General features: G+C 39.3%; 26 protein-coding genes. 16 read left to right on the top strand and 10 right to left on the bottom strand.

Going from position 1 to position 22,978, the window contains the following annotated elements; all coding sequences use genetic code 11:
• Positions 1-13: 13 nt before the first annotated feature.
• Both F3G88_RS07510 and F3G88_RS07505 read left to right on the top strand, forming a co-directional pair.
• Positions 14-943 carry an aspartate carbamoyltransferase catalytic subunit gene (locus tag F3G88_RS07510; protein ID WP_149715785.1) on the top strand — a complete coding sequence of 310 codons (930 nt, stop codon included), beginning with the start codon at positions 14-16 and terminating at the stop codon, positions 941-943.
• A gap of 2 nt (positions 944-945) precedes the next feature.
• Positions 946-2,223 carry a dihydroorotase gene (locus tag F3G88_RS07505; protein ID WP_107914908.1) on the top strand — a complete coding sequence of 426 codons (1,278 nt, stop codon included), beginning with the start codon at positions 946-948 and terminating at the stop codon, positions 2,221-2,223.
• 88 nt (positions 2,224-2,311) lie between these two features.
• On the opposite strand, the gene F3G88_RS07500 is transcribed toward F3G88_RS07505, so the two are convergent.
• The 3 genes from F3G88_RS07500 to F3G88_RS07490 form a co-directional block, all read right to left on the bottom strand.
• Positions 2,312-2,686, bottom strand: a complete 375-nt coding sequence (locus tag F3G88_RS07500) for a zinc-binding metallopeptidase family protein (protein WP_223228746.1) — start codon at positions 2,684-2,686, stop codon at positions 2,312-2,314.
• Between the two features lie 228 nt (positions 2,687-2,914).
• Positions 2,915-3,094: a hypothetical protein gene (locus F3G88_RS07495; protein WP_149715784.1), complete on the bottom strand. Its 180-nt coding sequence runs from the start codon at positions 3,092-3,094 to the stop codon at positions 2,915-2,917.
• The gene (locus tag F3G88_RS07490; protein WP_009294123.1) at positions 3,095-3,340 is read right to left on the bottom strand and encodes a helix-turn-helix domain-containing protein; all 246 of its coding nucleotides are present in this window, start codon (positions 3,338-3,340) and stop codon (positions 3,095-3,097) included.
• Positions 3,341-3,708: 368 nt separating this feature from the next.
• Here F3G88_RS07490 and F3G88_RS07485 point away from each other — a divergent pair, with 368 nt between their 5' ends.
• The 3 genes from F3G88_RS07485 to dnaK are packed head-to-tail and all read left to right on the top strand — an operon-like array spanning position 3,709 to position 6,945.
• Positions 3,709-4,503, top strand: a complete 795-nt coding sequence (locus tag F3G88_RS07485) for an HrcA family transcriptional regulator (protein WP_149715783.1) — start codon at positions 3,709-3,711, stop codon at positions 4,501-4,503.
• Positions 4,500-5,042: a nucleotide exchange factor GrpE gene (gene grpE / locus F3G88_RS07480; protein ID WP_009294121.1), complete on the top strand. Its 543-nt coding sequence runs from the start codon at positions 4,500-4,502 to the stop codon at positions 5,040-5,042. Before F3G88_RS07485 ends, grpE begins: the two co-directional genes overlap by 4 nt.
• A 31-nt stretch (positions 5,043-5,073) precedes the next feature.
• Positions 5,074-6,945: a molecular chaperone DnaK gene (gene dnaK / locus F3G88_RS07475; protein ID WP_149715782.1), complete on the top strand. Its 1,872-nt coding sequence runs from the start codon at positions 5,074-5,076 to the stop codon at positions 6,943-6,945.
• A 145-nt stretch (positions 6,946-7,090) separates the two neighbouring features.
• Here dnaK and F3G88_RS07470 read toward each other — a convergent pair whose 3' ends face one another.
• Positions 7,091-7,693 (bottom strand): MBL fold metallo-hydrolase, encoded by a 603-nt coding sequence (locus tag F3G88_RS07470; protein WP_149715781.1) that lies wholly within the window; start codon positions 7,691-7,693, stop codon positions 7,091-7,093.
• A gap of 120 nt (positions 7,694-7,813) precedes the next feature.
• On the opposite strand from F3G88_RS07470, the gene F3G88_RS07465 reads away from it, so the two are divergent.
• From F3G88_RS07465 to kdsB, 6 genes are read left to right on the top strand one after another with little or no spacing between them, the layout of a single operon-like run.
• Positions 7,814-8,551 (top strand): NAD+ synthase, encoded by a 738-nt coding sequence (locus F3G88_RS07465; RefSeq protein ID WP_149715780.1) that lies wholly within the window; start codon positions 7,814-7,816, stop codon positions 8,549-8,551.
• A gap of 10 nt (positions 8,552-8,561) precedes the next feature.
• Positions 8,562-9,692: a DegT/DnrJ/EryC1/StrS family aminotransferase gene (locus F3G88_RS07460; RefSeq protein ID WP_103620621.1), complete on the top strand. Its 1,131-nt coding sequence runs from the start codon at positions 8,562-8,564 to the stop codon at positions 9,690-9,692.
• The gene (locus F3G88_RS07455; protein ID WP_149715779.1) at positions 9,685-10,605 is read left to right on the top strand and encodes a tetraacyldisaccharide 4'-kinase; all 921 of its coding nucleotides are present in this window, start codon (positions 9,685-9,687) and stop codon (positions 10,603-10,605) included. The genes F3G88_RS07460 and F3G88_RS07455 overlap by 8 nt, the downstream gene beginning before the upstream one ends.
• 50 nt (positions 10,606-10,655) lie before the next feature.
• Complete coding sequence (cutA, locus tag F3G88_RS10780; protein ID WP_002942674.1) at positions 10,656-10,970, top strand: divalent-cation tolerance protein CutA; 315 nt, start codon at positions 10,656-10,658, stop codon at positions 10,968-10,970.
• On the top strand, positions 10,967-12,430 hold the full coding sequence (thrC, locus tag F3G88_RS07445) for a threonine synthase (protein WP_149715778.1): 1,464 nt from the start codon (positions 10,967-10,969) through the stop codon (positions 12,428-12,430). Before cutA ends, thrC begins: the two co-directional genes overlap by 4 nt.
• Positions 12,427-13,137, top strand: a complete 711-nt coding sequence (kdsB, locus tag F3G88_RS07440) for a 3-deoxy-manno-octulosonate cytidylyltransferase (protein ID WP_149715777.1) — start codon at positions 12,427-12,429, stop codon at positions 13,135-13,137. Before thrC ends, kdsB begins: the two co-directional genes overlap by 4 nt.
• Before the next feature lie 491 nt (positions 13,138-13,628).
• Here kdsB and dsbD read toward each other — a convergent pair whose 3' ends face one another.
• Complete coding sequence (dsbD, locus tag F3G88_RS07435) at positions 13,629-15,356, bottom strand: protein-disulfide reductase DsbD (protein WP_149715776.1); 1,728 nt, start codon at positions 15,354-15,356, stop codon at positions 13,629-13,631.
• Positions 15,357-15,463: 107 nt separating this feature from the next.
• On the opposite strand from dsbD, the gene ppk2 reads away from it, so the two are divergent.
• Positions 15,464-16,273 (top strand): polyphosphate kinase 2, encoded by an 810-nt coding sequence (ppk2, locus tag F3G88_RS07430; RefSeq protein ID WP_002942696.1) that lies wholly within the window; start codon positions 15,464-15,466, stop codon positions 16,271-16,273.
• 61 nt (positions 16,274-16,334) lie between these two features.
• On the opposite strand, the gene F3G88_RS07425 is transcribed toward ppk2, so the two are convergent.
• From F3G88_RS07425 to F3G88_RS10275, 5 genes are all read right to left on the bottom strand, one after another.
• Positions 16,335-16,766, bottom strand: coding sequence for a trehalose-6-phosphate synthase (locus tag F3G88_RS07425; RefSeq protein WP_149715775.1), 432 nt, complete (start codon positions 16,764-16,766; stop codon positions 16,335-16,337).
• A 115-nt stretch (positions 16,767-16,881) separates the two neighbouring features.
• A complete protein-coding gene (locus F3G88_RS07420) occupies positions 16,882-18,111 on the bottom strand; it encodes a major outer membrane protein (protein WP_109146428.1) in 1,230 nt (409 codons plus the stop codon).
• Between the two features lie 197 nt (positions 18,112-18,308).
• On the bottom strand, positions 18,309-18,848 hold the full coding sequence (locus F3G88_RS07415; RefSeq protein ID WP_087580924.1) for a thioesterase: 540 nt from the start codon (positions 18,846-18,848) through the stop codon (positions 18,309-18,311).
• Between the two features lie 8 nt (positions 18,849-18,856).
• Positions 18,857-19,726 carry a tRNA 5-methoxyuridine(34)/uridine 5-oxyacetic acid(34) synthase CmoB gene (cmoB, locus tag F3G88_RS07410; RefSeq protein WP_149715945.1) on the bottom strand — a complete coding sequence of 290 codons (870 nt, stop codon included), beginning with the start codon at positions 19,724-19,726 and terminating at the stop codon, positions 18,857-18,859.
• A gap of 1 nt (position 19,727) precedes the next feature.
• A complete protein-coding gene (locus F3G88_RS10275) occupies positions 19,728-19,895 on the bottom strand; it encodes a hypothetical protein (RefSeq protein ID WP_002942642.1) in 168 nt (55 codons plus the stop codon).
• 91 nt (positions 19,896-19,986) lie between these two features.
• Here F3G88_RS10275 and F3G88_RS07405 point away from each other — a divergent pair, with 91 nt between their 5' ends.
• From F3G88_RS07405 to F3G88_RS07390, 4 genes are read left to right on the top strand one after another with little or no spacing between them, the layout of a single operon-like run.
• The gene (locus F3G88_RS07405) at positions 19,987-21,066 is read left to right on the top strand and encodes a transglutaminase-like domain-containing protein (protein ID WP_149715774.1); all 1,080 of its coding nucleotides are present in this window, start codon (positions 19,987-19,989) and stop codon (positions 21,064-21,066) included.
• On the top strand, positions 21,063-21,386 hold the full coding sequence (locus tag F3G88_RS07400) for a hypothetical protein (protein WP_009294140.1): 324 nt from the start codon (positions 21,063-21,065) through the stop codon (positions 21,384-21,386). Before F3G88_RS07405 ends, F3G88_RS07400 begins: the two co-directional genes overlap by 4 nt.
• A complete protein-coding gene (locus F3G88_RS07395; RefSeq protein ID WP_107790912.1) occupies positions 21,379-21,636 on the top strand; it encodes a heavy-metal-associated domain-containing protein in 258 nt (85 codons plus the stop codon). The genes F3G88_RS07400 and F3G88_RS07395 overlap by 8 nt, the downstream gene beginning before the upstream one ends.
• A gap of 17 nt (positions 21,637-21,653) precedes the next feature.
• Positions 21,654-22,943, top strand: a complete 1,290-nt coding sequence (locus F3G88_RS07390; RefSeq protein WP_149715773.1) for a M28 family peptidase — start codon at positions 21,654-21,656, stop codon at positions 22,941-22,943.
• The last annotated feature ends 35 nt before the right edge of the window (positions 22,944-22,978 follow it).

Here is a 22,978-nt window from a genome sequence, read left to right as displayed (position 1 = left end):
AAAAGGGCTTAAAATGGGCTACAAACATAAAGATTTGATAGGAACTAGAGAGCTTAGCAAGGAAGAAATTTTATATTTTCTAGAGGCGGCGAAAGAGTTTAAGGAGCTAAATTTAAGCCAAGTGAAAAAAAATGACTATCTTCGTGGAAAGACCACGATAAACGCATTTTATGAAAACTCGACTAGAACTAGAACATCCTTTGAGATCGCAGCAAAGAGGCTTGGGGCTGATACGATAAATTTTAGCTCATCAAGCTCTAGCGTGACAAAGGGCGAGAGCCTAAATGACACGATGAATAATATGGCTGCTATGAGAACCGACATCATCGTGCTTCGTCACCCAAGCTCTGGGGCGGCGAAATTTGCAGCTGATAGGACAGAGGCTAGCGTCGTAAATGCAGGGGACGGCACAAATGAGCACCCAAGTCAAGCTCTGCTTGATCTTTTCACACTAAGAGAGCATGGTAAAATTTTGGATAAAAACCTAAACGTGGCGATCATCGGTGACATCGCTAGAAGCCGTGTGGCAAGGTCTGACATCTGGGCGATGAAGAAATTTGGCATAAATTTAAAGCTCTTTGCGCCAAGGATGATGATGCCAAAAGACGCTGAGGTCTTTGAGTCTCAAATTTGCAAAAATATGGAGGAGGCTTGCGAGGGTAGCGACGTCATCATCATGCTTCGCATCCAGCTAGAGCGTGGCGGTGCGGACGTGGCATTTCCAAGCTCGAGAGAGTACTCGAAATTCTTTGGACTAAATAAAAATAGGATAAAGCTAGCAAAGCCTGACGCGATCGTGCTGCACCCAGGACCGATAAATAGGGGCGTGGAGTTAAATTCAGACGTGGCTGATGGCATGCACTCAGTCATACTAAATCAAGTTGAAAACGGCGTTGCTATAAGAATGGCGATACTAAATACGCTTGCAAAAAATAGGGGCTAACGATGAAAATAGCAATAATTAACGGCACTATCGTAAATAGCGACGAGAAATTTAAGGCAAATATCCTAATAGAAAACGGCAAAATAGCCAAAATCGGAAGTGAGAAATTTGAGGCTGATAAGGTCATCGATGCTACAAATAAGCTAGTCATGCCAGGACTTATCGACATGCACGTGCATTTTCGCGATCCTGGTCAAGAGTATAAAGACGACATCATCTCAGGCTCGCAGGCGGCTGTGGCCGGAGGAGTGACCACCTGCCTTTGCATGGCAAATACAAACCCAGTAAATGACAACGCTTCAATCACAAGAGCGATGATAGAAAAGGCTAAAAACTGCGGACTGATCGATCTTTTGCCAATCGCTGCTATCAGCAAAGGGCTTGGTGGCAACGAGATCGTTGAAATGGGCGATCTTATAGAAGCTGGCGCAGTTGCATTTAGCGACGACGGCCTACCAGTGACTAGCTCAAGTGTGATGAGAGCGGCACTTGAGTACTCAAGCATGTTTGGTAGCTTTTGTATAAGCCACTCAGAGGACTGCTCGCTTTGCAGGCAGGGCGTCATGCACGAGGGCAAGGTCTCAGCCATACTTGGACTTCGCGGCATGGCAAGAGAGAAAGAGGAGATCGCAGTGAGCCGTGATATGCTGCTTGCAAAACTCACTAAAGCGCACATCCACATCGCTCACGTAAGCTCAGAGTACTCGCTAAAGATCATCGAAATGGGCAAAAAAGAGGGCATAAACATCACTTGCGAAGCCACACCTCACCACTTTAGCTTTAGCGATGATGAAATTTTGAAAAATGCCTACGATACAAATTTCAAAATGTCGCCGCCACTTCGTGAGATAAGCGACGTAAAAGCGGTAAGAGAGGCGCTAAAAAGCGGTCTTATAGACGTTATCGCCACCGATCATGCCCCACACCATACAGATGAAAAAATAGTGGAATTTGACAAGGCGCCATTTGGTATCATCGGACTTCAAACCCTTGTGCCACTCACTCTTAAGCTCGTAAATGAGGGCGTTATAAGCTTAGAGCGCATGGTAGAGCTAACTTCTACAAATGCAGCTAAGATGCTAAATTTAAAAGATAAGGGCAGACTTGCTGAGGGCATGCTAGCTGACATCGCGGTAATAGACCCTGAGATCGAGTATGTTTATGATGAAAAGATAAACCGCTCAAAATCGGTAAATTCTCCACTCTTTGGCAAAAAACTAAAAGGCGCAGCGACTACCACGATAAAAAGTGGCAAGATCGTTTATGAGTTTGGAAAATAATCCAAATTTGCTCGCACTTGCGGGCAAATTTGCTTTAGATGCTTTGAGATATAAAATTTGCTAGAAATTTCTAGCAAATTTTACTTTTTTATGAGTTATATTTTTTAACGATACCGCGAACTACTTTTTCTATAAAAAGCGCAGAAGCCACTTCGCAGTGCTCTCTTGTAGAGTGAGGCGAGTAGATGTTTGGTCCAATAGAACATGCACTAAGACCTGCTTTTTTCTCTAAAAGCACTCCACACTCAAGTCCAGCATGCACAGCTGTTATCCTAGCTTCTGGCTTATAAATTTTAAGCTCTTCTAAGATATCGTTTGCAAATTTATCATTTATAGGTTTCCAAGCTGGGTTTCTATCTTTTGAAATAACGTTAAAGCCAACGGCTTTTGCAAGCTCTGAAATTTCAAATTCCATCCTATTTAGCCCGTCTTTACTCATAGATCTTGCGAAAAATTTATACATAGATAAAAATGTAAATTTTAGTAACCATAGATGACGCAATAAAGAGGTGATATAAAATATGATAGTGACATTAAATTTGTTAAATTTAGGCTATTAGAACTATTATTTATAGATTTTTGGTAGCTAAGATATATAAGCCCATATATAAATAGGTAGGATGAAATTTGTTTTGATAAAAGCCTAAATTTATAGCCCTTATCAAAACGCTTAAATTTAAAGCCAAAATGGCTAAATTTTAACTCTCTTTTCTCTTACTTTTTTGATCTTGTTTTTAACTACATGAAATTTTGAAGCCGCAGCCGAGCATATATCTTTGTAAGTAGCTAGAATTTTTGGCTCTTTTTTAGTGCAAATGGCTGCAAAAACGCTCTCAAGGTCGATTCTCTCTTTTTGTGTTAAATTTTCCATCTATTTTCCTAGCAATTTTCTCATCTTATTGACAACAAATAATATTTCATCATCGTCAAGCTCACATAGCAGTTTGCAAACAGCAGCAGCAGCTTGCGGCTTTGAGTTTCCAAGCCTCCAGTCCTGATATGTCCTCATCGGCACGCCAAGATCCTCTGCCATTTTTGCTTGTGAAATTTTTTTCCCGATATTTTTTGCCTCAACTGCATTATGAAGCAAATTAAATATATCACTTGTTTCAATCATTGAAGGATTATACGTTATTTATCATTAAATATACCTAAAATATTATATAAATAATGTATAATAGTATATAAATATCAAAATAAAGTATTAAACATACTAAAAATTATTTATAATATACGTTATAACGTATAAAAAGCTTTTAAATTTTTGAATAAAATTAGAAATTTCGGGTTTTTATGTTGAAGTTAAATTTCTTATTTTGTTTTAAATTTTATTTCTTTTTACGTAAATCTTATAATATAGGCATTAGAAAAGTTTAGTTATATAGGCTAAATATATATAAATAAATTTTTTTAACTTATATACTTGACATTGATAAACTAAAGTTGTATAATCCGCTTAGCAATTAAAAAGAAAGAGTGCTAAAAGTGAGTAAAACAAATAAACGCGATTTGATACTAAATTCTATCATTGAAGCCTATTTGCAGAACAATGCGCCTATTGGCTCAAATGAGCTTGGATCTCGCATGAGCGTGGCGATACCGGCATCTACGATACGTGTTTATTTTAAAAAGCTTTCAGATGAGGGCGAGATCACAAAGCTTCACATCAGTGGCGGCAGGATCCCAACTATCGCTGCGATGAGGAGATATTGGAGCGAAATTTTTGCTGAAAGCGACATAAATTTAGAGATAAATGATCCAAGAAGCTTAAAGATGCTCTGTGATGAATTTGAGCTTTATTGTATGATTTTTGGCACGATCGACAAGGAGTTGCTAGAAATTTTAAATTTAAATGATAGATATTTGGTTTTAAATTTTAGTGGCGATGAGATCGTCATCAAATTTGATGCTAGGATGTATAAATTTTTAAACAACCTTATCGGAGTTAGTTTAGACAAGCTTGAGCTTATCTGCTCTCAAGTTGGCTTAAGCGAACTAAAAAACAAGATAAGAGAGCTTAAAAGGACTAAAATTTACTTCCAAGAAAATGAAATTTTAGCCTTTGATATGTTTAAGGATAGACGCTTTAAGATGGTTTTTGACCCAAGTTTTAGCTTGCAGATGGATGAAGAACTTACATTTTCTCCTATGTTTGATGAAAATTACATGGGGCTTAAATTTAAAGCAAACTACCTTGGTAGCGAGGCGCAGATGATCTGCGCTGGCAGTGTTTATACTGATTATGTGAAATTTATAAATCTAATAAAGGAGGCCGCGTGAGCGAAGAGGTAAAAGAGCAAAATCTACCTGAGGTCGAGCCTGTGCAAGAGGCAGCTAGCGATAGCGTAAATTTAGATGCACTTGGCGATATCTCAAAAGTGGAGAAGCTCGAAAAAGAGCTTGGCGAGATCACTGATAAATATTACAGAGCAAATGCTGAGTTTGAAAATATTAAAAAGCGTTATGAAAAAGAGAAAGCAGACGTTGCAAGCTATGCAAATGAGAAATTTGCAAGGGACTTGCTACCAGTCATCGATGCGCTCGAGATCGCTGCAAATTTTGACCCAGAGGATGATGAATTTGCTAAAAAGATCAAAGAGGGCATTTTGATAACAATAAATCAGTTTAAGAAATGTTTTGAAAAGCATGGCGTGAGCGAGATCGCAACTGATGCCGAGTTTGATCCAAATGTGCATAATGCCGTTTTAAGGGTCGATAGCGAGGAGAAGCAAAGCGGTCAGATCGTGCAAGCTTTGCAAAAAGGCTATATGATAAATGGCAGGGTTTTGCGCCCAGCTATGGTCAGTGTAGCAAACTAAATTTAAAAAATAAATCTAATAAAGGAAAAATATGTCAAAAGTTATAGGTATAGACTTAGGTACAACAAACTCTTGCGTGAGCGTTTTTGAGCGCGGCGAGAGCAAGGTTATCCCAAACAAAGAGGGTAAAAACACAACTCCATCTGTTGTTGCTTTTACGGACAAAGGTGAAATTTTAGTAGGTGATGTTGCAAAACGTCAAGCAGTTACAAACCCTGAAAAAACGATATATTCTATCAAACGTATCATGGGTTTGATGAGCAATGAAAAAAATGCTGAAGAGGCAAAGGCTCGCTTGCCATATCACGTTGTAGATAGAAACGGCGCTTGCGCGGTTGAGATCGCTGGCAAGGTCTATACTCCGCAAGAAATTTCAGCAAAAATTCTTATCAAACTAAAAGAAGACGCTGAAGCATATCTTGGCGAGAGCGTGACAGACGCGGTTATCACAGTGCCTGCATACTTTAACGATAGCCAAAGAAAGGCTACAAAAGAAGCTGGAACAATTGCAGGTCTAAACGTACTTCGTATCATCAACGAGCCAACAGCTGCGGCACTTGCTTATGGTCTTGATAAAAAAGAGGCTGAGAAAATTTTAGTTTATGACCTAGGTGGCGGTACATTTGACGTTACAGTGCTAGAAACTGGCGATAATATCGTTGAAGTTTTGGCAACTGGCGGTAATGCATTCTTAGGTGGCGATGACTTTGATAACAAGATCATTGACTGGTTAGTAAGTGAGTTTAAAAACGAAACTGGTATCGATCTAAAAGGCGATATCATGGCACTTCAACGTTTAAAAGAAGCCGCTGAAAATGCTAAAAAAGAGCTAAGCTCAGCTCAAGAGACTGAGATAAATTTACCATTTATCACAGCTGATGCGACTGGCCCAAAACACCTTGTCAAAAAGCTAACTCGTGCTAAATTTGAAGGCATGATCGACTCACTTGTGGGCGAGACTATCACTAAGATAAATGAAGTCATCAAAGATGCAGGTCTAAGCAAAGGTGACATCAAAGAGGTCGTAATGGTCGGTGGTTCAACTCGTGTGCCACTTGTTCAAGAAGAGGTTAAAAAAGCATTTGGAAAAGAGCTAAATAAGAGCGTAAATCCAGATGAAGTCGTAGCTATCGGTGCTGCGATCCAAGGTGCGGTTATAAAAGGCGACGTAAAAGACGTGCTACTTCTTGACGTTACTCCACTTAGCCTTGGTATCGAGACACTTGGCGGCGTGATGACTAAGATCATCGAAAAAGGTACAACTATACCAACTAAGAAAAGCCAAGTTTTCTCAACTGCAGAAGATAACCAAAGTGCCGTTACTATCATGGTTTTACAAGGTGAGCGTGAGTTTGCAAGGGATAATAAATCACTTGGTAACTTTAACCTCGAAGGTATCCCAGCAGCTCCAAGAGGCGTGCCTCAAATCGAAGTTGAATTTGACATTGACGCAAACGGAATTTTAACCGTTTCAGCAAAAGATAAAGCTACTGGCAAAGCCCAAAACATCACTATCTCAGGATCAAGCGGTCTTAGCGAAGATGAGATAAATAGCATGGTAAAAGATGCTGAGCTTCACAAAGAAGAGGATAAAAAACGCAAAGATGCAGTTGAAGCTAGAAACCAAGCAGACGCGCTTGTTCATCAAACTGAAAAGAGCATGAGCGAGCTTGGCGAGAAAGTCCCAGCCGATGATAGAAGCAACATCGAAGCTGCGCTAAATGATCTAAAAGAGGTCTTAAAAGATGAAAACTCTTCAAAAGAGCAAATCGATGCAAAAGTAGAAGCTCTAAGCAAAGCTAGCCACAAACTTGCAGAAGCTATGTATAAAAAAGATGAAAACGCTGGCACAAACGGCGGCAATAAAAAAGACGACGACGTAATAGACGCTGAAGTCGAGTAAAACTCCTAGAGCAGGGCGCTTGCCTTGCTCTTTTAGCTTATAAATTTAAACATCTAAACACTTTTTAACACACATTCACGACATCATCTTGTAAGATAAAAAGTATAAATTTCTAAAATGCAAAAATTTAGTCGCGCTCCAAAAATCAAGACCTTTTAACGATCTCTACCCATCTATCAAGCTCTTGTTGCTCGGCTTTTAGCGTGCTGCTTTCGCCGTGTCCTGGGTAAAGTACAAAGTCACCCTTTAGACTTTTGCATTTTTCTAGGCTTTCTAGCATCTCGTTTTTGTCTGAAAATGGAAAGTCCCAGCGTCCGATACTACCTTTAAATAAAAAATCTCCACTAAAGATCGCGTCATCTATCTCTATCATCGAGCAACCCGGTGTGTGCCCTGGGAAGTGATGAAATTTAAAAGAAAAGTCACCCACTACAAAGCTCTCATCGCCTTTAACCAAAACATCTGGCACAAAGGTGTTTTTCATATAGCCAAAAATGTCACTCTCACACATAAAAGCGTCAAATTTATTGATATAAACTGGGATTTTTAGCTCATTTTTTAGCTCGCTCACGTCATAAATATGGTCAAAATGCCCATGAGTGCAAAGTATCGCCTTTAAATTTTGTGCATTTTGCAAAACCCATTTTTTTGCCCCATCGCCTGGATCTATCACTAAACTTGAGCCATTTTTGGTGACGATGTAGCAATTTGTCTCAAAATCGCCAAAACTTTTATGCATTACTCTCATTTTTTACCTTAAATTTATCATTTCTTAAATATTTACATCTTTTTACTTAAACTTAAAGAAAAATTTTAAATTTAATTAGTATAATTTTTGCAAAAGGAAGCAAATTTAGGCAAAGGGACAATGAAGGGGTATCAAAAAATAGAAGAAACCTTAGTTTTTAGCTTAAAAGATAAAACTAAAGGTAAAAAACTACTATTAGGTGTAAGTGGCGGTATTGATTCTGCTGTGGTTGCGACACTTTGTGCGAGAGCAAAGCCAGATGAAACTCACGCACTCATCATGCCAACAGCATCGTCAAACAAAGAAAATATGGATGACGCCTTAAATTTATGTGAAAAACTAAATATAAAATATAAGGTTTTATCCATTGAGGGCATTTTAAATGCCTTTTACGAAACGATAGATGCAAATTTAAGCAATTTAAGAAAAGGGAATTTAGCAGCTAGAGTTAGAATGAGCTTGCTTTATGATTATTCATCTAGTATAAACGCTCTAGTCATCGGTACAAGCAACAAAAGTGAGCTTATGCTTGGCTATGGCACGATATTTGGGGATTTGGCGTGCGCGATAAATCCTATCGGAGAGCTTTATAAGAGTGAAATTTTTGAATTTGCAAAACATCTTGGTGTTGATGAAAATTTTATCAAAAAAGCACCTTCAGCCGATCTTTGGGATGGGCAAAGTGACGAGGGCGACATAGGTTACAGCTATGCTGTCATTGATGAAATTTTACAAAATTTAGAAAATAACAAGGAGCAAGCCATCAAAAAGTTTGGATCAAAAGCGGTCTTGGATATAGAAAATAGAGTTGTTTTAAACAGGTTTAAACGACAAATGCCGTTGATAGTGAAAATTTAAAGGATTAAAGATGAGAGAAATTCCGTTTTACAAACCAACTATCACTGAGCGCGAAAGTGAGCTTATCGAAGAGGCTTTGCATTCTGAAAATGCCACTGATACAGTTGCTAAATTTGAAGAAAAGCTAAAAGAGTACTTTGGTGCTAAATTTGTTATCACTACAAACAACATCGCAGCAGCGCATCATCTAGCATTAAGTGCGATGGACACAAAGCGTGGCGATAAGGTCATCTGCTCAGTAAATGCCTTTCCTAGTGTGGCTCAGGCCGTTAGACATTTTGATGCTGAGCCTATCTTTGTCGATATCGATGAAGAGGACTTTAACATCAGTCCAGAAGCCCTTGAAAAGGTGCTAAAAGAGCAAAATCACAAAAAACTAAAGTGTGCTTTCATCTCACACATCGCTGGACAAAGTGCTAAGCTTGATGAGATAAAGGCTATCTGCGAAAAATATGGCATCGTCGTTTTAGATGATGCAAATCGAGGCATAGGACTAACTTATAATGGCAAAAAAGTCGGTTCAGACTCGTTTTTGTCATGCTTTCAGACAAACTCACGCGTGCAAAATCCTATCTCAACAGTTGGATTTTTCACGACAAATGACGAAGAGGTCTATAAAAAAGCAAAACTACTTCGTAACTATGCCCTTGTAAATGGTATAGATAAATTTGGTAGTTTAAGCTACATCTACGACGTTGTTGATATCGGTTTAAAATATGACATAAACTCGATAAATGCGGCATTTTCTATCGCTCAGCTTGAAAAGACAGACGAGCTTATAAAACGTAGAAAAAAGATCGCTGAAATTTACGATAAAGAGCTTAAAGAGTGTCACAACATCACAACCCCAGTCAAAAAACGCGAGCACATCTACACCCAGTACATCATCAAGATAAATAAAAACCGCGACAGCTTTGCTAGAGAGCTTTTAGAGCGTGGAATTCACACTTCTTTGCACTACATACCGATACATTTGCTAAGCTATTATAAAAATAAATATTCGCTTAAAGTAAATGACTTCCCAAATGCTCTAAAGACATATCAACAAGTCCTGTCGCTACCTATATATCATAGTTTGAGCGACGAAGAGGTGCAATACATCTGCAGCACAGTAAAAGAAATTTCTAAATCTCGTGTTTAAGAAATTTAACATCCTTTTGCACGCCTGGGCGAATGACTACTTCTTTCGCCCAAATTTCTTTCAAATTTTACTAGCATTTTTACTTTCGCCACTAAGTCTTATCTACGCTCTAGTCGTTATTTGCAAGAAATTTATCGTGCGAAAAAAAGATCTAGGCATAAAGATAATAAGCGTTGGCAACTTAACCCTTGGAGGAAGCGGCAAGACCCCACTTTGCGTAGCTATTGCTAAAAATTACGAGGGCGCATTTATCATCCTTAGAGGATATAAAAGAAAGAGCAAGGGCATGCAGGTAGTTGCAAGGGATGGAGAAATTTTACTTGACGTAGCAGTAAGTGGCGATGAGGCGATGATATATGCTACAAGCATTAAAAACGCAAATGTGATCGTTAGTGAAGATAGAAAAGTAGCCATAGACTACGCCAAAACTCACGGCGCAAAGTATATCTTGCTGGATGATGGATTTTCTAAATTTGATATAGCCAAATTTGACATTTTGGTGCGCCCAAACCCTGAGCCAAAGCTAAAGCTTTGCCTGCCAAGCGGGGCTTATAGATATCCGTTTAGCTTTTATAAATTTGGTGATTTCATCGCACGTGAGGGGCAAACTCACTTTAGAAAGAGCGAAATTTTAAACAAAAGCGAAAAAATGGTGCTAGTAACAGCCATAGCAAACCCAGCCCGCCTTGAGCCATTTTTTAGCGAGTGCGTGGGGCAGGTCTTTTTCCCTGATCACTACGACTTTTCAAAAGAAGAGCTAAGTGAAATTTTACAAACCTACGGCGCGACCTCGCTTTTGATGACGCAAAAGGACTATGTAAAGGTAAAGGACTTTGGGCTGAGAGTATCGCTTATCACGCTTGAAGTTACGTTAAGTGAGGAGTTTAAAAAGGTTTTAGCGCAGCAAATTTAAGCCCATTTTGTTATAATGAGCCACTTTTTAAAAGGAAAATTTAGATCAAAATGAGAATTTTAATCACCTCAGTCGCAAAGAAAAAAGAGGCAAAAAAACTAAGCAAAAAGCTCGTAAAAAAGGGACTTGCAGCTTGCGTGAGTAGCTTTAGCGCAAAGAGTATTTATCTTTGGCAAGAGAAGCTTTGTGATGAAAAAGAGCAAATTTTACTCATAAAAACAGACGTGAAATTTAAAAAAGTAGCAAAATTTATAAGAAAGCACCACAGCTACGAAACCCCAGAAATTTTGGCGCTTAAGCCAAAAGAGGTTTTTAAAAAATATGAAAATTGGATAAAAAAATCAACCAAAAAAGGCAAAAAATGAGACTAACACCAACAAGAAGCGTAAAAGATGAAAAGGTAAAAAATGTAAATTTAAGCACAGCCATGCTTAGCCCAAGCTCCGCTCACGGCGGACTTTACGCGCCAAAGAAGTTACCAAAGATCACAAAGGCAAAGTGGCAAGAGCTCTCAAGCCTAAGCTACGAAAAGCTCGCACTTCACATCATTTCGCTATTTAAATTTGATGTATCTGAGGCTTTTTTTAAAAAAGCGCTCAAGAGATATGCAAGCTTTGATGACCCAAAGCACCCTGTCATTTTTAAAAAAATAGATAAAAATTTATACGTAAATGAACTCTATCATGGCCCAACTAGGGCATTTAAGGATATGGCGCTTCAGCCTTTTGGCTCGCTGCTTAGCCAGCTAGCAAAGGAAAGGGGCGAAAGATACCTTATCATGTGCGCAACTAGCGGCGACACAGGCCCTGCGACACTTCAAACCTTTGCAAACGATGAAAATATCAAGGTCGTTTGCCTCTATCCAGATGGCGGTACGAGCGAGGTGCAAAAGCTTCAGATGCAGACCATGCAGGGTGAAAATTTAAAGGTTTTTGGCATAAAAGGCGACTTTGACGACGCTCAAAGGGCGCTAAAAACGTTGCTTGCAAATGATAAATTTAAGGCCGAGCTTAAGAAAAAGTGCCTTAAACTAAGTGCGGCAAACTCGGTAAATTTTGGAAGAATTCTCTTTCAGATCATCTACCACGCCTACGCCTATGCAAATTTGCTAAAACAAAAGGCGCTTAAGGCAAACGAGAGCTTTGACATCATCGTGCCAAGCGGAAATTTCGGCAACGCACTTGGGGCGTATTACGCTAAAAAAATGGGCGCAAAGATCGGCAAGATCAAGATCGCCTCAAACGCAAACAACATCTTGACGCAGTTTTTCACCACCGGCGTTTACGATCTCAGGGACAAAAAGCTGGTTAAGACGATAAGCCCAGCTATGGATATTTTGATAAGCTCAAACGTCGAGCGCTTGCTGTTTGATAAATTTGGAAGAGTTAGAACTAATGAACTCATGCAAAGCCTAGCCAAAAACAAATTTTATAAGCTTAGCAAACAAGAGCTTGAAGCGCTAAAAGAGGACTTTGAGGCTAGCTGGTGCGACGACAAAGAGTGCGAGGCATATATCGCAAAGCTTGCAAAGGACGGCTATGCGATCGATCCGCATACGGCTACTTGCTTTAAGATGGTGGATGCTAGCCGCATAAATGTCATCACATCGACCGCGCACTGGGTGAAATTTACGCCAAGCATGATCAAAGCGTGCCAGATCAAAGATACGAAAGATGAAAAAGATGCGCTGGCAAAGACTGCTAAAATCTTAAATGACAGCGTGCCAAGCTCGATAAACTCGCTATTTAGCGCGAAAATTTTGCATAAAAATATCATAAAAGAGGACGAGATCGAAAAGTGCGTCCTAGAATGGATCGAGCGATGATAATCATCCCAGCCCGCCTTGCCTCAACAAGGTTTAGCAACAAAATTTTAAAAGAGATAAACGGCGTGCCGATGTTTGTGGCGACGGCTCTTAGAGTAAGCGGCGTGGATGATGTGGCGGTTGCGGTGGATGAGCCAAGCGTGCTTGATATCGCCAAGGCTCACGGCATAAAAGCTGTGCTAACTAGCAAAGATCATCAAAGTGGCACTGACAGGATAAACGAAGCGGCGCAAATTTTGGGGCTAAGTGAGAGCGAGATCATAATAAATGTTCAGGCTGATGAGCCATTTATCGAGCCTGAAAATATCGCTAAATTTAGGGTATTTTGCGAGCAAAACAAGGGGAAAGCATTCATGTTTTCTTGCTACAAAATGATGGATGATGAGTTTGCGGATGATAAAAATTTAGTCAAAGTAGTGACTGATTTTGAGGGCTATGCGCTTTACTTTTCAAGATCGAGGATACCATTTAACAGAAGCGAGTGTAAGAGCTACAAGGCGCACCTTGGTATCTACGGATACAGCGTAAAGAGCCTAAAAGAGTTTTGCGGCCTCTTGCCTTCAAGCCTTGAAAATACCGAGAAGCTCGAGCAGCTGCGTGCCCTAGAAAATGGCAAAAAGATAGCGATGCTAGAGGTTGAAAGTCAAAGTATCGGCATCGATAGCGAAGAGGACTACCAAAGAGCGCTAGCTAAATTTGGTAAATGAACCTAAATTTGCTCTGCTTTGGCGTTTTTGCTGCGGTGGAGCAAATTTTAAAATTTTATAAATTTGGGTAATGGTTTGGCTGATTTTTTGTATTTGATTTTGTGGTCTAGCTCGCTTACACGTGATTTTGATTAAATTTTAGTTGTGTTGGTTACCTTGGCGCTAAACTAAATTTAGCTTCTATTTCTACTTGTTGGCATGTTTTAAAATTTGATAAATTTAATATGGTTGCTTGAGCGAAGTTTTTATCTTTGGCTTTCGGTCTTGTTTGCAACGCGAGATTGAGCAAAATTTGATTAAAATTTGGTTGTTTTACAATCCTGTAACCAAACCAAATTTAAAAATTTTTATAGTTTTTTGCTTTTGTGATTTTACTCACGTTACCGCATGATATAAATTTGATAGTATTTCTAGTTAGTTAAAAGATATGCAAAGCCTAGAGAAATTTGGCTGATAAATTTAAAATTCCAGCCAAATTTTGCCTTTGTAATCTAAATTTTCTCAAGCTTTGCTATGAAATTTTTAGCATTTATAAAGCCGATCGTCCTAAATGCTTTTTGCTCTTCGCCGTTTTTAAAAAGTAGAAGTGCAGGCGGATCGATGAGCCCAAAATTTCTCAGCATCTCATCATTTTGTGCCCCGCCACTTGTCACGTCGATGCGAATAAGCGTAAAATTTGCCAAAGCATTTTTCACGCCAGCGTCTTTAAAAGTGATATGCTCTATCTCTTTGCAGCTCGCGCACCAGTCGGCATAAAAATCCACAAGTACTGGCTTACTTGAGCTTTTTATCATCTCATTTAGCTCGTTTAAATTTCTAGCTTGTTTGAAATTTAGCTCGCTCTCGTTTTTGGCTAAATTTAGCCCAGAAAGCGGCAAAAACGCATCTTTTGAGCCCAAAAATGCGCCGATTATCAGCATGAGTGAGTAGATAAAGACCAGTATGCAAAGTGCTTTTTTAAATTTAGCCCAGCCGTTATTTGCTGCCTCAAACGCCCCAAGATAAATGGCTGCAAAGACGCCTATGATGCCATAACCTAGCAGCTCAAAAAACGCTCCAAGCACGCGTGCGAGTATCCAAACGGCCATGATTAGCATCAAAAAGCCAAAGAGTTTTTTAATTTCATCCATCCAGCCGCCAGGTCTTGGCAGGAGCTTGCCTGAGCTTAGCCCTATCACAAGAAGCGGCGCGCCAATGCCTAGCCCCATGACAAAGAGCATGATGCCGCCATAAAGTGCGTCGCCGCTTTGCGCGATATAAAGAAGTGCGCCTGCTAGCGGTGCTGCCACGCATGGCGAGACGATGAGCGCTGAGGCAAAACCCATGATGAAAACGCCGATGAGGCCTGAGCTGTTTTGCGACTTTTTGCTGATCAAGTTTTCAAATTTAGAGGGCAGTTTGATGTCGTAAAAGCCAAACATACTAAAGCTTAAGATGACAAAAATGGCCGCAAATGCGCCAAGCACGTAGATGTTTTGCAAAGCCCCTGCGATGCCAAAGCCAAGCAGGCTTGCCCCAACGCCAGCAAGCGCGTAAGCAAGGCTCATCGCAACGACATAGACTAGCGAGAGCAAGAAGCCTTTTTTGGCATTTAGGCTGCCGCCCTTTGAGACGATGATGCTTGATAAGATCGGTATCATCGGGAAGACGCAAGGCGTGAGCGAGAGCAAGAGGCCGTAGCCAAAAAATGTCGCAAGCGAGATGAAAAAGTTTTTGCTACTTAGCTCGTTTGCGATGCTTTGATCTTCTGAAAGCTCGGTAAATTCAGGATTTGTTTCGTCTTTTTGCTCTTTTTCAAAGGCTATGATGCTAAATTTGCCAAATTTCTCAAAGATGTCATAAATTTTGTTTTGCGGGCGGTAACAGATGCCATTTTTAGCGCAACCCTGATAGCTTAAATTTAGCCTAACAATACCATTTCTAAGATGCTCTTTTACTAAATTTAATGGGATAAACAGCGAAAAATCTTTTGGGTAAATTTCATATTCGCCGGTGTTTTCGCTCTTTGGCATATTTAGGAGGCCATTTATCTTCTCTTCGCCAAGCTTAACCTCAAAGCTATCTTTATAAAGGTAGATATTTTCGCCAAATTTAAACTTGATCTCAATACCTTGTTCATCGATACTTGGGCTTAAAACAAATGCCTTACTAACGTCTAAAACCTCGGCAAAAAGCGAGCTTGCAAACAAAATGAGAGAAAAAATAAATTTAAAAAACATACTAATCCTTGCTAAATTAAAAGAGATGATTTTAGTCTAAATTCTTAAATTTATTCTATTTTATAGTAAAATCGTGAAAAAGCGTGAAATTTTTAAAAGGAGCGATGATGTCAAAAGATAAAAAGCACCAAAAGAGCGATAAACTTGGCTACGAAGAAGAGCTAAGGCTGCTTCAGATAGAACTTTTAAAATTCCAAAATCATGTCAAAGACAAGGGACTTAGAGTGCTTATGTTAATGGAGGGGCGAGACGCGGCTGGCAAGGGTGGCACGATAAAGCGCCTAACAGAGCATTTAAATCCACGCGGATGTCGTATCGTGGCGCTTACAAAACCAAGCGACGTCGAGAAGACGCAGTGGTACTTTCAAAGATATGTGACGCACCTGCCAAGCGCTGGAGAGATCGTCATCTTTGATAGAAGCTGGTACAACAGAGCTGGGGTTGAGCCAGTGATGGGCTTTTGCACGCAGGCTGAGCATAAGGAATTTTTGCGTGAGGTACCAAAATTTGAAGAGATGATCATAAACTCAGGCATCATTTTTTTTAAAATTTACCTCTCGATCACAAAAGAGGAGCAAAAAAAGCGCTTTAAAGAGCGTCTAAACGACCCACTAAAGCAGTTTAAGATCTCTCCAGTAGATCAAAAAGCGCAAGAACTTTGGGATCAGTACTCCATCGCCAAATACTCGATGCTGCTAGCCTCTCATAATAGCATCTCGCCGTGGGTGATCGTCTCAAGTGACAATAAAAAAGAGGCAAGGTTAAATGTCTTTAAATTTATCCTAACTCACGTCGAATATCCAAAAAAGATAGATGAGTATCTAAAATACGACAAAAGCGTCGTAAGAGACGGAAGCGAGGAGATCAAGCGCATAGAAGAGGGGCTTAATAAGGATAAGCTAAAAAGTATCGACTGAAAATTTAATTTTTTTGACTTGGCTGCAAATTTGGGTTTAAATTTACAGCCAAATTTTACTGCTAAACCCACCACATAAATTTAGCCAAAACGACCATTATCAGACAAAGAATAAGAGCTATGAGGTGCGAAAATTTACCAAATGGATCTGGTTTTTTTAAGATAGTGACATTAAGAACAGAGATGAAAGTGATAAGACACATTAGAAGTAAAATAGCGATCTTTGCTAGCAAAAGCTTTTGAAAGTTACTCTGCCACCAGCCATGCTCGCCTCCAAGATAGTCCTTTGCCATAAAAGCTCCACTTATCAAAAGCAGTAAAAACGCCGTGCCAAAAACCTTTGCACTACCTTTTGTATAGGCTTTTTTGACAGCTTCAAGGGTTTGTGGATTTATCGTTTTTTTGGCAAATGGATATATGCAAACATCAAAAAATACATATCCTATAAAGATAATAGCGCAAACTAAATGCGTAATGAGAGAGAAAAGATACATTTTTTGCCTTTTTTTGTTTGGCATTATATAAATTTTATTAGATATATTTGCTGATTTTGATTAAGTATTGAGAAGTTTAGAAGATCCGAGCGAAAGCTCGCTCGGAGAAATGTTTTTAGAAGCTATATTTTGCTTCAAATCTGATACGATCTTGTTGGAATTTTACACCGTCTTTTCTATCTTTAGCAGCTGCATACCATGTTAAGAATGTAAGTTTCTTGCTGTATTTGTAGCTAGCATCAAGAGACCATTCGCTTCTTTTTGCTCTCTCTTTACCAAGAGCCCAGCTATAGCCTTTACCTTGAGTATATCCAGCGCCAAAGCCAAATTTATCTATATCATATCCAGTTGTAACAAACCAGTAGTCGTTGTTTCCTTTGATGTTATTATAGTATTGTCTACCATCACTCATTACGCCATTTAGGATTTTTGCTGGGTTGATAAGTTCGCCATTTGCATCAAGCGTTACAAATGAAATTTTATTATTGTCTTTGTTTTTAGCGTCAAAGTCTAAATAACCAGCATTAAGTTTAGCACCAAATAGTTTTGTGCCAGCTTGAATTGCCCAGAAATTTGCATCAGCTACATCTTTGTGATCTGAGTCATTATGAACAAATTGACCTTTTAAGTTTAGGTTAACATCATCAGTTACATTAAAGCTTACACCAGCATCGGCACCGTAAAGTGTAGCTACTTCTTGAACATTTGCAATAGCTGCTTTAAATGATACTGGATCATAGCTGCCAGCTGCACCTAAATAGTATATATTGCCAGGAGCGTCACCGATACTTCCTGCAAGTGTTTTTAGTAGCGGACCATCTATCTCATAGCCATCACTTTGTACAGCATCAAATGCAGCTGCAGCTAAAGTAAGACCTGGTACGTCAGTATTTATTACTTTTAGACCTGTGCCAGCTACATCTTTGTCATCAAAGAAAGTACCTAAGAGTTGTTTGCCGGCTGTAATAGCAGTGTTACCTACTTTATAGCCTAGATACATCTCATATACACCAAATGATCCAGTTGTGTTTGTTTTATCAGTACCAGCTGCAACACCATCACCAGAGTTATCTTTTGCTTGGTACCTTAAATTTAAAACACCAAAGAAGTTATCGTCTATTGCAGCTTTAAATGCTGTTTGCATTCTAAAAACATGACCAGCATCACTATCTTTAACTATGCTTTTTGGATATGAAGTTTTGAAATGATCATTTGTATAACGATATCTTGCAAATCCTGAAAGGTCTACATTTTTTATAGCTTCTTCAAGTGGAGTTGCACTTGCAACGCTTGAAAATGCACCTAAAGCAACCAAAGCAGCTAAGCTAACTTTTGTAAGTTTCATCTAAATCTCCTTTTGATAAAAATGTTTTGAAAGCATATTATCATAGAAAATTAATTTTATAGCTTAAATTTCGTTAAAAATTTCAAAAATTATTACCGATTGTTTACCAAAATAAGATAATGAGATAAGATTTGTCTTTAAAAATTTGAGTTTGTTTGAAGTTAAAAGATGAGAAATTTATATCTCATCAGTTAAATTTAGCCGTTGTTTTTAGCCTGCGCCTCTTCACGCTCTTTCTTTTGTCTTATAGCGGCTTCTTTTTGGATATTTTTTTGCTGAGTGACAAAGATATGCTCTTCAAGCGTGACTAGCTGAAAGACACCTTCAAAGATCTTGATCTCTTTTACATAGCCTATCACTTTTACCTCTCTTTTTCTGCTCTCTTCAAACCTTGCTTGTGCGTCAAATTCGACCACATCGCCAAGTTTGAGCGGTCCAAAGAAATTTATCCTAGCTCCGATGCTAACGCAAAATTCTTCATTTATAGCTAAAAGTGCTGCGTAGTTAGCTCCCATAAAGACAAAACCGCTATGTATGAGCCCCTCAGCGTCACTTACCATGTCAGCTGTGGTAAAAAATCTAGTTTTTGCGTGATTTTTCTCAAGTAAAAATGCCGTTCCACTAAAATTTAACTTCGTCAAAGGTGCTGTTTTTATCTCGTTTCTTAGCGGATTTTCGTCCTCTGGGAGGATTATTTGCGATTCGTCTTTTGCTTCAAAAATATTTTCATCTGCCATATTTATCCTTAAATTTTAACTCTTACATAGGCTCTTTTTGGTGCTGGATAGCCCTCGATGGTCTTTGTGCTGTCATCTGGGTCTAGGAAATTTCCAAGACTCTCTCCATCTATCCACTGTGTTTTTCGCTGTTCGTTTAGATCAGTCGCCTTTGTATCAAGCAAGGTAAAATCCTTAAATTTAGCCCTATCACACCAGTTACAAAGCGCGCTAAGCGTTGGCACAAAGTAGATATTTGGAATTTTTGAGTACCTATCTTTTGGACTAAGTGCAAAGTCGCCATCCATATCTATATACATCGTATCTAAAAATAGTTCGCCACCAGGATTTAGCGCGGTTTTTAGCTCTTTTAACATCTTTATAGGATCGCTTCTGTGATATATCACGCCAAGGCAAAAAATGGTGTCAAATTTCGCTCCAAACTCTGGCAAGCTCTCTACTCCAAGAAGCTCGTAGGTGATATTTGAGCGGATAAATTTATTTAAAAAAGCAAACTGCAAATATGTATGCACGCTAGGGTCAAAGCCAGTTATGCTTTTTGGGCCGTACTCAAGCATCTTAAACATATAATATCCATTGTTGCAACCCACGTCAGCCACGCACTTGCCAGCTAAATTTAGATGTGGGGCAAGGATATTAAATTTAATAAAACTTTGCCACTCACTATCTATATATATATCATCAAGTAAAAATGGCCCTTTTCGCCAAGGCTTTAGGCTAAGAGCGAGGTTATAAATTTCATCTTTTTTGGCTTGATCTAAATTTTTAAATTTGACATTTACGCTGTCAGAGAGGCTAAATTCGCAGTCAAAATTTGCTAAATTTTCTATCCTATTTAAAATTTGCTTTTGCTGCTCGTTAAATTTGCTAAGATCCACGCTATTTCCAGTCGACGATGTTATGCGGACACTCTTTTTGGTAGGTGCCAGTCGCGTCATAATACTCTTTACAATCATTATAATATTGCGTCGAAACTCCACGTTCATTCATATAAAGACAACCGTTGCAAAATAGCGCTATAAAGCCTAAAAATATAATCTTTTTCATGTGGCGGATTTTATCATAAATAAAAATTTTATGCTAGAATAGCAGGCAGTTTTAGAGCCAAGTTTGGCTAAGATTAAGCAAAAGGCATTTTATGCAAAGAAGAGATTTTTTTAAATTCAGTAGTTTTTTAGGTGCAGCAAGTCTGCTTCCAAGTGTCACTCTAGCTAGCGATGAGCCAGCAAACCCAGTAGTTAGAAATTTTGACGTAAATTTCAAACACCAGCTTCTTGAAAAGGGCAAAAGCTCGAGAATTTGGCTACCGCTCCCACTAAGCACCACTTATCAGCAACTAACCCAAGACTACGTCATAAACACAACCGCTAAAAACGTCTATATCTCAGACACGCTAATACCAACAATGTATGGCGAATTTGAAGAAAATGAGCAAAGACCTATTTTAAATATCCAGTTTAAAATTCAAACAACAGAGCGCAATACCGACTTTAGCAAGGTAAATTTCGATCCAAATGAGAAGGTCGATCCTGCTGTTTTGGAGTTTTTAAAACCAACTTCACACATCCCAACTGACGGCGTCGTAAGGGCAAAAGCGCTAGAGATTATCGGCAATACTAAAGGCGATTTGGAGCGCGCAAAAGCGATATATACGTGGGTTGCAAACACTATGCAGCGTGATAACAGCGTCATTGGTTGTGGTACTGGCGATGTTAAAGCCATACTTGAAAGTGGCAAGCTAGTTGGCAAATGCACCGACATAAACTCAGTTTTTGTGGGACTTTGCAGATCAGTTGGCATCCCTGCTAGAGAAATTTTTGGCATTAGAGTTGGTCAGTCTAGATTTTCAGATCAGATGGGTAGCGCAAAAGATAGCGTAGCTAAAATTTCAGGCGGACAGCACTGCAGGGCTGAGTTTTACTTAAAAGGCTATGGTTGGATACCAGTTGATCCAGCAGACGTTACGAAGGTAAGACTAGGCGAGAAATTAACAAACGACGACGCTAAAATCGTAGCTGTTAGGGATTATTGCTTTGGCAACTGGGAGATGTGCTGGATAGGCTTTAACTACGGACGTGACTTTATCTTAAAGCCAACTCCAGAGCAAACACCGCTAAACAACTTTGGCTATCCATACGCTGAGGTTGATGGCAACACGCAAAACTACTATTCGCCAAAAGAATTTAGCTACGACTACGTCTCAACAGAGCTAAAATGAGAGCCTTTTGGCTGATACTAACATCCATAGGTAGTGCTATCGGCGCTACCTTGTGCTGCTTGCCGGCACTTCTTTTCTTGCTTTTTGGCACTTCTTTTTCATTTCTATCTTGGACACAAAATTTATACGAGTACCGCGTCCCTTTAAGCGTCGTGGCAGTCATTTGCTTTGTGATCTCTGGTGTAGCTTTATTTTACAAGCCAAAAAGCTGTAACCTAAGCTATAAAAAGAAAAAATGGATACTTATATATATACTTTTTGGAGTGATTTTGCTTTTACTCCTTACATATCCGGAGCTTTTAGGAGAAATTTATGCGTAAAATTTTAGTTTTAGCCCTTGTTGCACTTAGTTGCTACGCTGAGAAAACGATAGAGATTTTGGTGCCTAGCATGCACTGTCCGCTTTGCACAGCGATAGTAAGAAAGGCCGCACTTAGCGTTGAGGGCGTAAAAAAAGCAGACGTGTCGCTAAAAGAGCGAAAAGCTGTCGTTATAGCAGATGACAAGGTCGATGAAAAAGAGCTTTTAAAGGCGGTCGATGCGACTGGCTATAAGGGTGAGATAAAATAAATTTAAAGGAGGCAAATATGTCAAAGAGCGAAGTTTTAACGAAATTTGAGACACTTGCGTCGATACCGCACTGCAGTTACGATACTGATAAGATGCGTGATTTTTTAGCTGATTTTGCAAGAGATAAGGGCTGTGAAGTCGTGGTCGATAGCTTTGGCAACGTTCATGCATTTAAAGGCAAGCCAAAAATTTGTTTGCAAAGCCACTACGATATGGTCTGCATGGGTGACGCGCCAAAGATCGAGATAGTTTATGGCGATGATGGCTACATGAGGGCTAAAAACTCATCTTTAGGTGCCGATAACGGCATAGGCGTGGCTATCATGATGCAGATGATAAGCGAATTTGACGACATTGAGTGCCTCTTTACAAACAACGAAGAGGTCGGCATGGTCGGAGCTGCTGGCTTTAGCGGCGATCTAAAAGCCGATAAGCTTTTAAATTTAGACAGCGAAGAGGACGACCGCGTAACTATCGGCTGCGCTGGCGGTATAAATTTATTTGCTACTATCTCGCTTAATAGCAAAAAGACAAAAGAGAGCACGCTTTACGAAGTAAAAGTAAGCGGCCTACCTGGCGGACACTCTGGCAATGAGATACATAAAAATATCCCAAATGCGATCAAGGTTTTGGCGGCATTTGTGACTAAAAATGGCTGCAAGCTTGTTAAATTTGAAGGTGGCGAGCGAAGCAACTCTATCCCAAGTGGCGCAACTGCGCTAGTTTTAAGCGATAAGGAGCTAAAGAGCGAGTGTGAGAATTTAAGCGTGAAAAAGCTTGGCACTGGGGATGAAATTTTAGAAAACGGCGAGAAAATTTTAGCTCTTATCAACTCATTTTCACAAGGCGTAAGAGCCTACAACTGCGAGCTAGGCATACCGCAAGATAGCGTCAATCTCTCACTTGCAAATATCAAGGATGATGGTACACTTGAAGTGGAGTTTTTCGCAAGGTCAATGAGTAAAGACGGGCTAAATAGGATGGAATTTGAAATTTCAGAGCTTGCAAAAGCGGTTGGTTTTAACGTCATTTCAAAAGATAGAAACCCAGCTTGGAAACCTATAAATGATAAATTTGCAAACGATATTTTAGATGAACTTAAAATTTATAAGCCAAATGCAAGGATAACAGCTGTGCATGCTGGACTTGAATGCGGAGTGCTTTTAGAAAAAAAAGCAGGTCTTAGTGCATGTTCTATTGGACCAAATATCTACTCACCTCACTCTACAAGAGAGCACTGCGAAGTAGCTTCTGCGCTTTTTATAGAAAAAGTAGTTCGTGGTATCGTTAAAAAATATAACTCATAAAAAAGTAAAATTTGCTAGAAATTTCTAGCAAATTT

It is taken from the genome of Campylobacter concisus (assembly GCF_902460675.1).
GTDB classification, from domain to species: domain Bacteria; phylum Campylobacterota; class Campylobacteria; order Campylobacterales; family Campylobacteraceae; genus Campylobacter_A; species Campylobacter_A concisus_AJ.
The sequence above is the reverse complement of the archived record's forward strand: the minus strand, read 5'-3'. Positions and strand labels throughout refer to the sequence as shown.

Coding starts and splice junctions, on each gene's coding strand:
- F3G88_RS07510 (WP_149715785.1), top strand. CDS start 14: ATGGGCTACAAACATAAAGATTTGATAGGAACTAGAGAGCTTAGCAAG.
- F3G88_RS07505 (WP_107914908.1), top strand. CDS start 946: ATGAAAATAGCAATAATTAACGGCACTATCGTAAATAGCGACGAGAAA.
- F3G88_RS07500 (WP_223228746.1), bottom strand. CDS start 2,686: ATGTATAAATTTTTCGCAAGATCTATGAGTAAAGACGGGCTAAATAGG.
- F3G88_RS07495 (WP_149715784.1), bottom strand. CDS start 3,094: ATGGAAAATTTAACACAAAAAGAGAGAATCGACCTTGAGAGCGTTTTT.
- F3G88_RS07490 (WP_009294123.1), bottom strand. CDS start 3,340: ATGATTGAAACAAGTGATATATTTAATTTGCTTCATAATGCAGTTGAG.
- dnaK (WP_149715782.1), top strand. CDS start 5,074: ATGTCAAAAGTTATAGGTATAGACTTAGGTACAACAAACTCTTGCGTG.
- F3G88_RS07470 (WP_149715781.1), bottom strand. CDS start 7,693: ATGAGAGTAATGCATAAAAGTTTTGGCGATTTTGAGACAAATTGCTAC.
- F3G88_RS07465 (WP_149715780.1), top strand. CDS start 7,814: ATGAAGGGGTATCAAAAAATAGAAGAAACCTTAGTTTTTAGCTTAAAA.
- F3G88_RS07460 (WP_103620621.1), top strand. CDS start 8,562: ATGAGAGAAATTCCGTTTTACAAACCAACTATCACTGAGCGCGAAAGT.
- cutA (WP_002942674.1), top strand. CDS start 10,656: ATGAGAATTTTAATCACCTCAGTCGCAAAGAAAAAAGAGGCAAAAAAA.
- thrC (WP_149715778.1), top strand. CDS start 10,967: ATGAGACTAACACCAACAAGAAGCGTAAAAGATGAAAAGGTAAAAAAT.
- kdsB (WP_149715777.1), top strand. CDS start 12,427: ATGATAATCATCCCAGCCCGCCTTGCCTCAACAAGGTTTAGCAACAAA.
- dsbD (WP_149715776.1), bottom strand. CDS start 15,356: ATGTTTTTTAAATTTATTTTTTCTCTCATTTTGTTTGCAAGCTCGCTT.
- ppk2 (WP_002942696.1), top strand. CDS start 15,464: ATGTCAAAAGATAAAAAGCACCAAAAGAGCGATAAACTTGGCTACGAA.
- F3G88_RS07425 (WP_149715775.1), bottom strand. CDS start 16,766: ATGTATCTTTTCTCTCTCATTACGCATTTAGTTTGCGCTATTATCTTT.
- F3G88_RS07420 (WP_109146428.1), bottom strand. CDS start 18,111: ATGAAACTTACAAAAGTTAGCTTAGCTGCTTTGGTTGCTTTAGGTGCA.
- F3G88_RS07415 (WP_087580924.1), bottom strand. CDS start 18,848: ATGGCAGATGAAAATATTTTTGAAGCAAAAGACGAATCGCAAATAATC.
- F3G88_RS10275 (WP_002942642.1), bottom strand. CDS start 19,895: ATGAAAAAGATTATATTTTTAGGCTTTATAGCGCTATTTTGCAACGGT.
- F3G88_RS07405 (WP_149715774.1), top strand. CDS start 19,987: ATGCAAAGAAGAGATTTTTTTAAATTCAGTAGTTTTTTAGGTGCAGCA.
- F3G88_RS07400 (WP_009294140.1), top strand. CDS start 21,063: ATGAGAGCCTTTTGGCTGATACTAACATCCATAGGTAGTGCTATCGGC.
- F3G88_RS07395 (WP_107790912.1), top strand. CDS start 21,379: ATGCGTAAAATTTTAGTTTTAGCCCTTGTTGCACTTAGTTGCTACGCT.
- F3G88_RS07390 (WP_149715773.1), top strand. CDS start 21,654: ATGTCAAAGAGCGAAGTTTTAACGAAATTTGAGACACTTGCGTCGATA.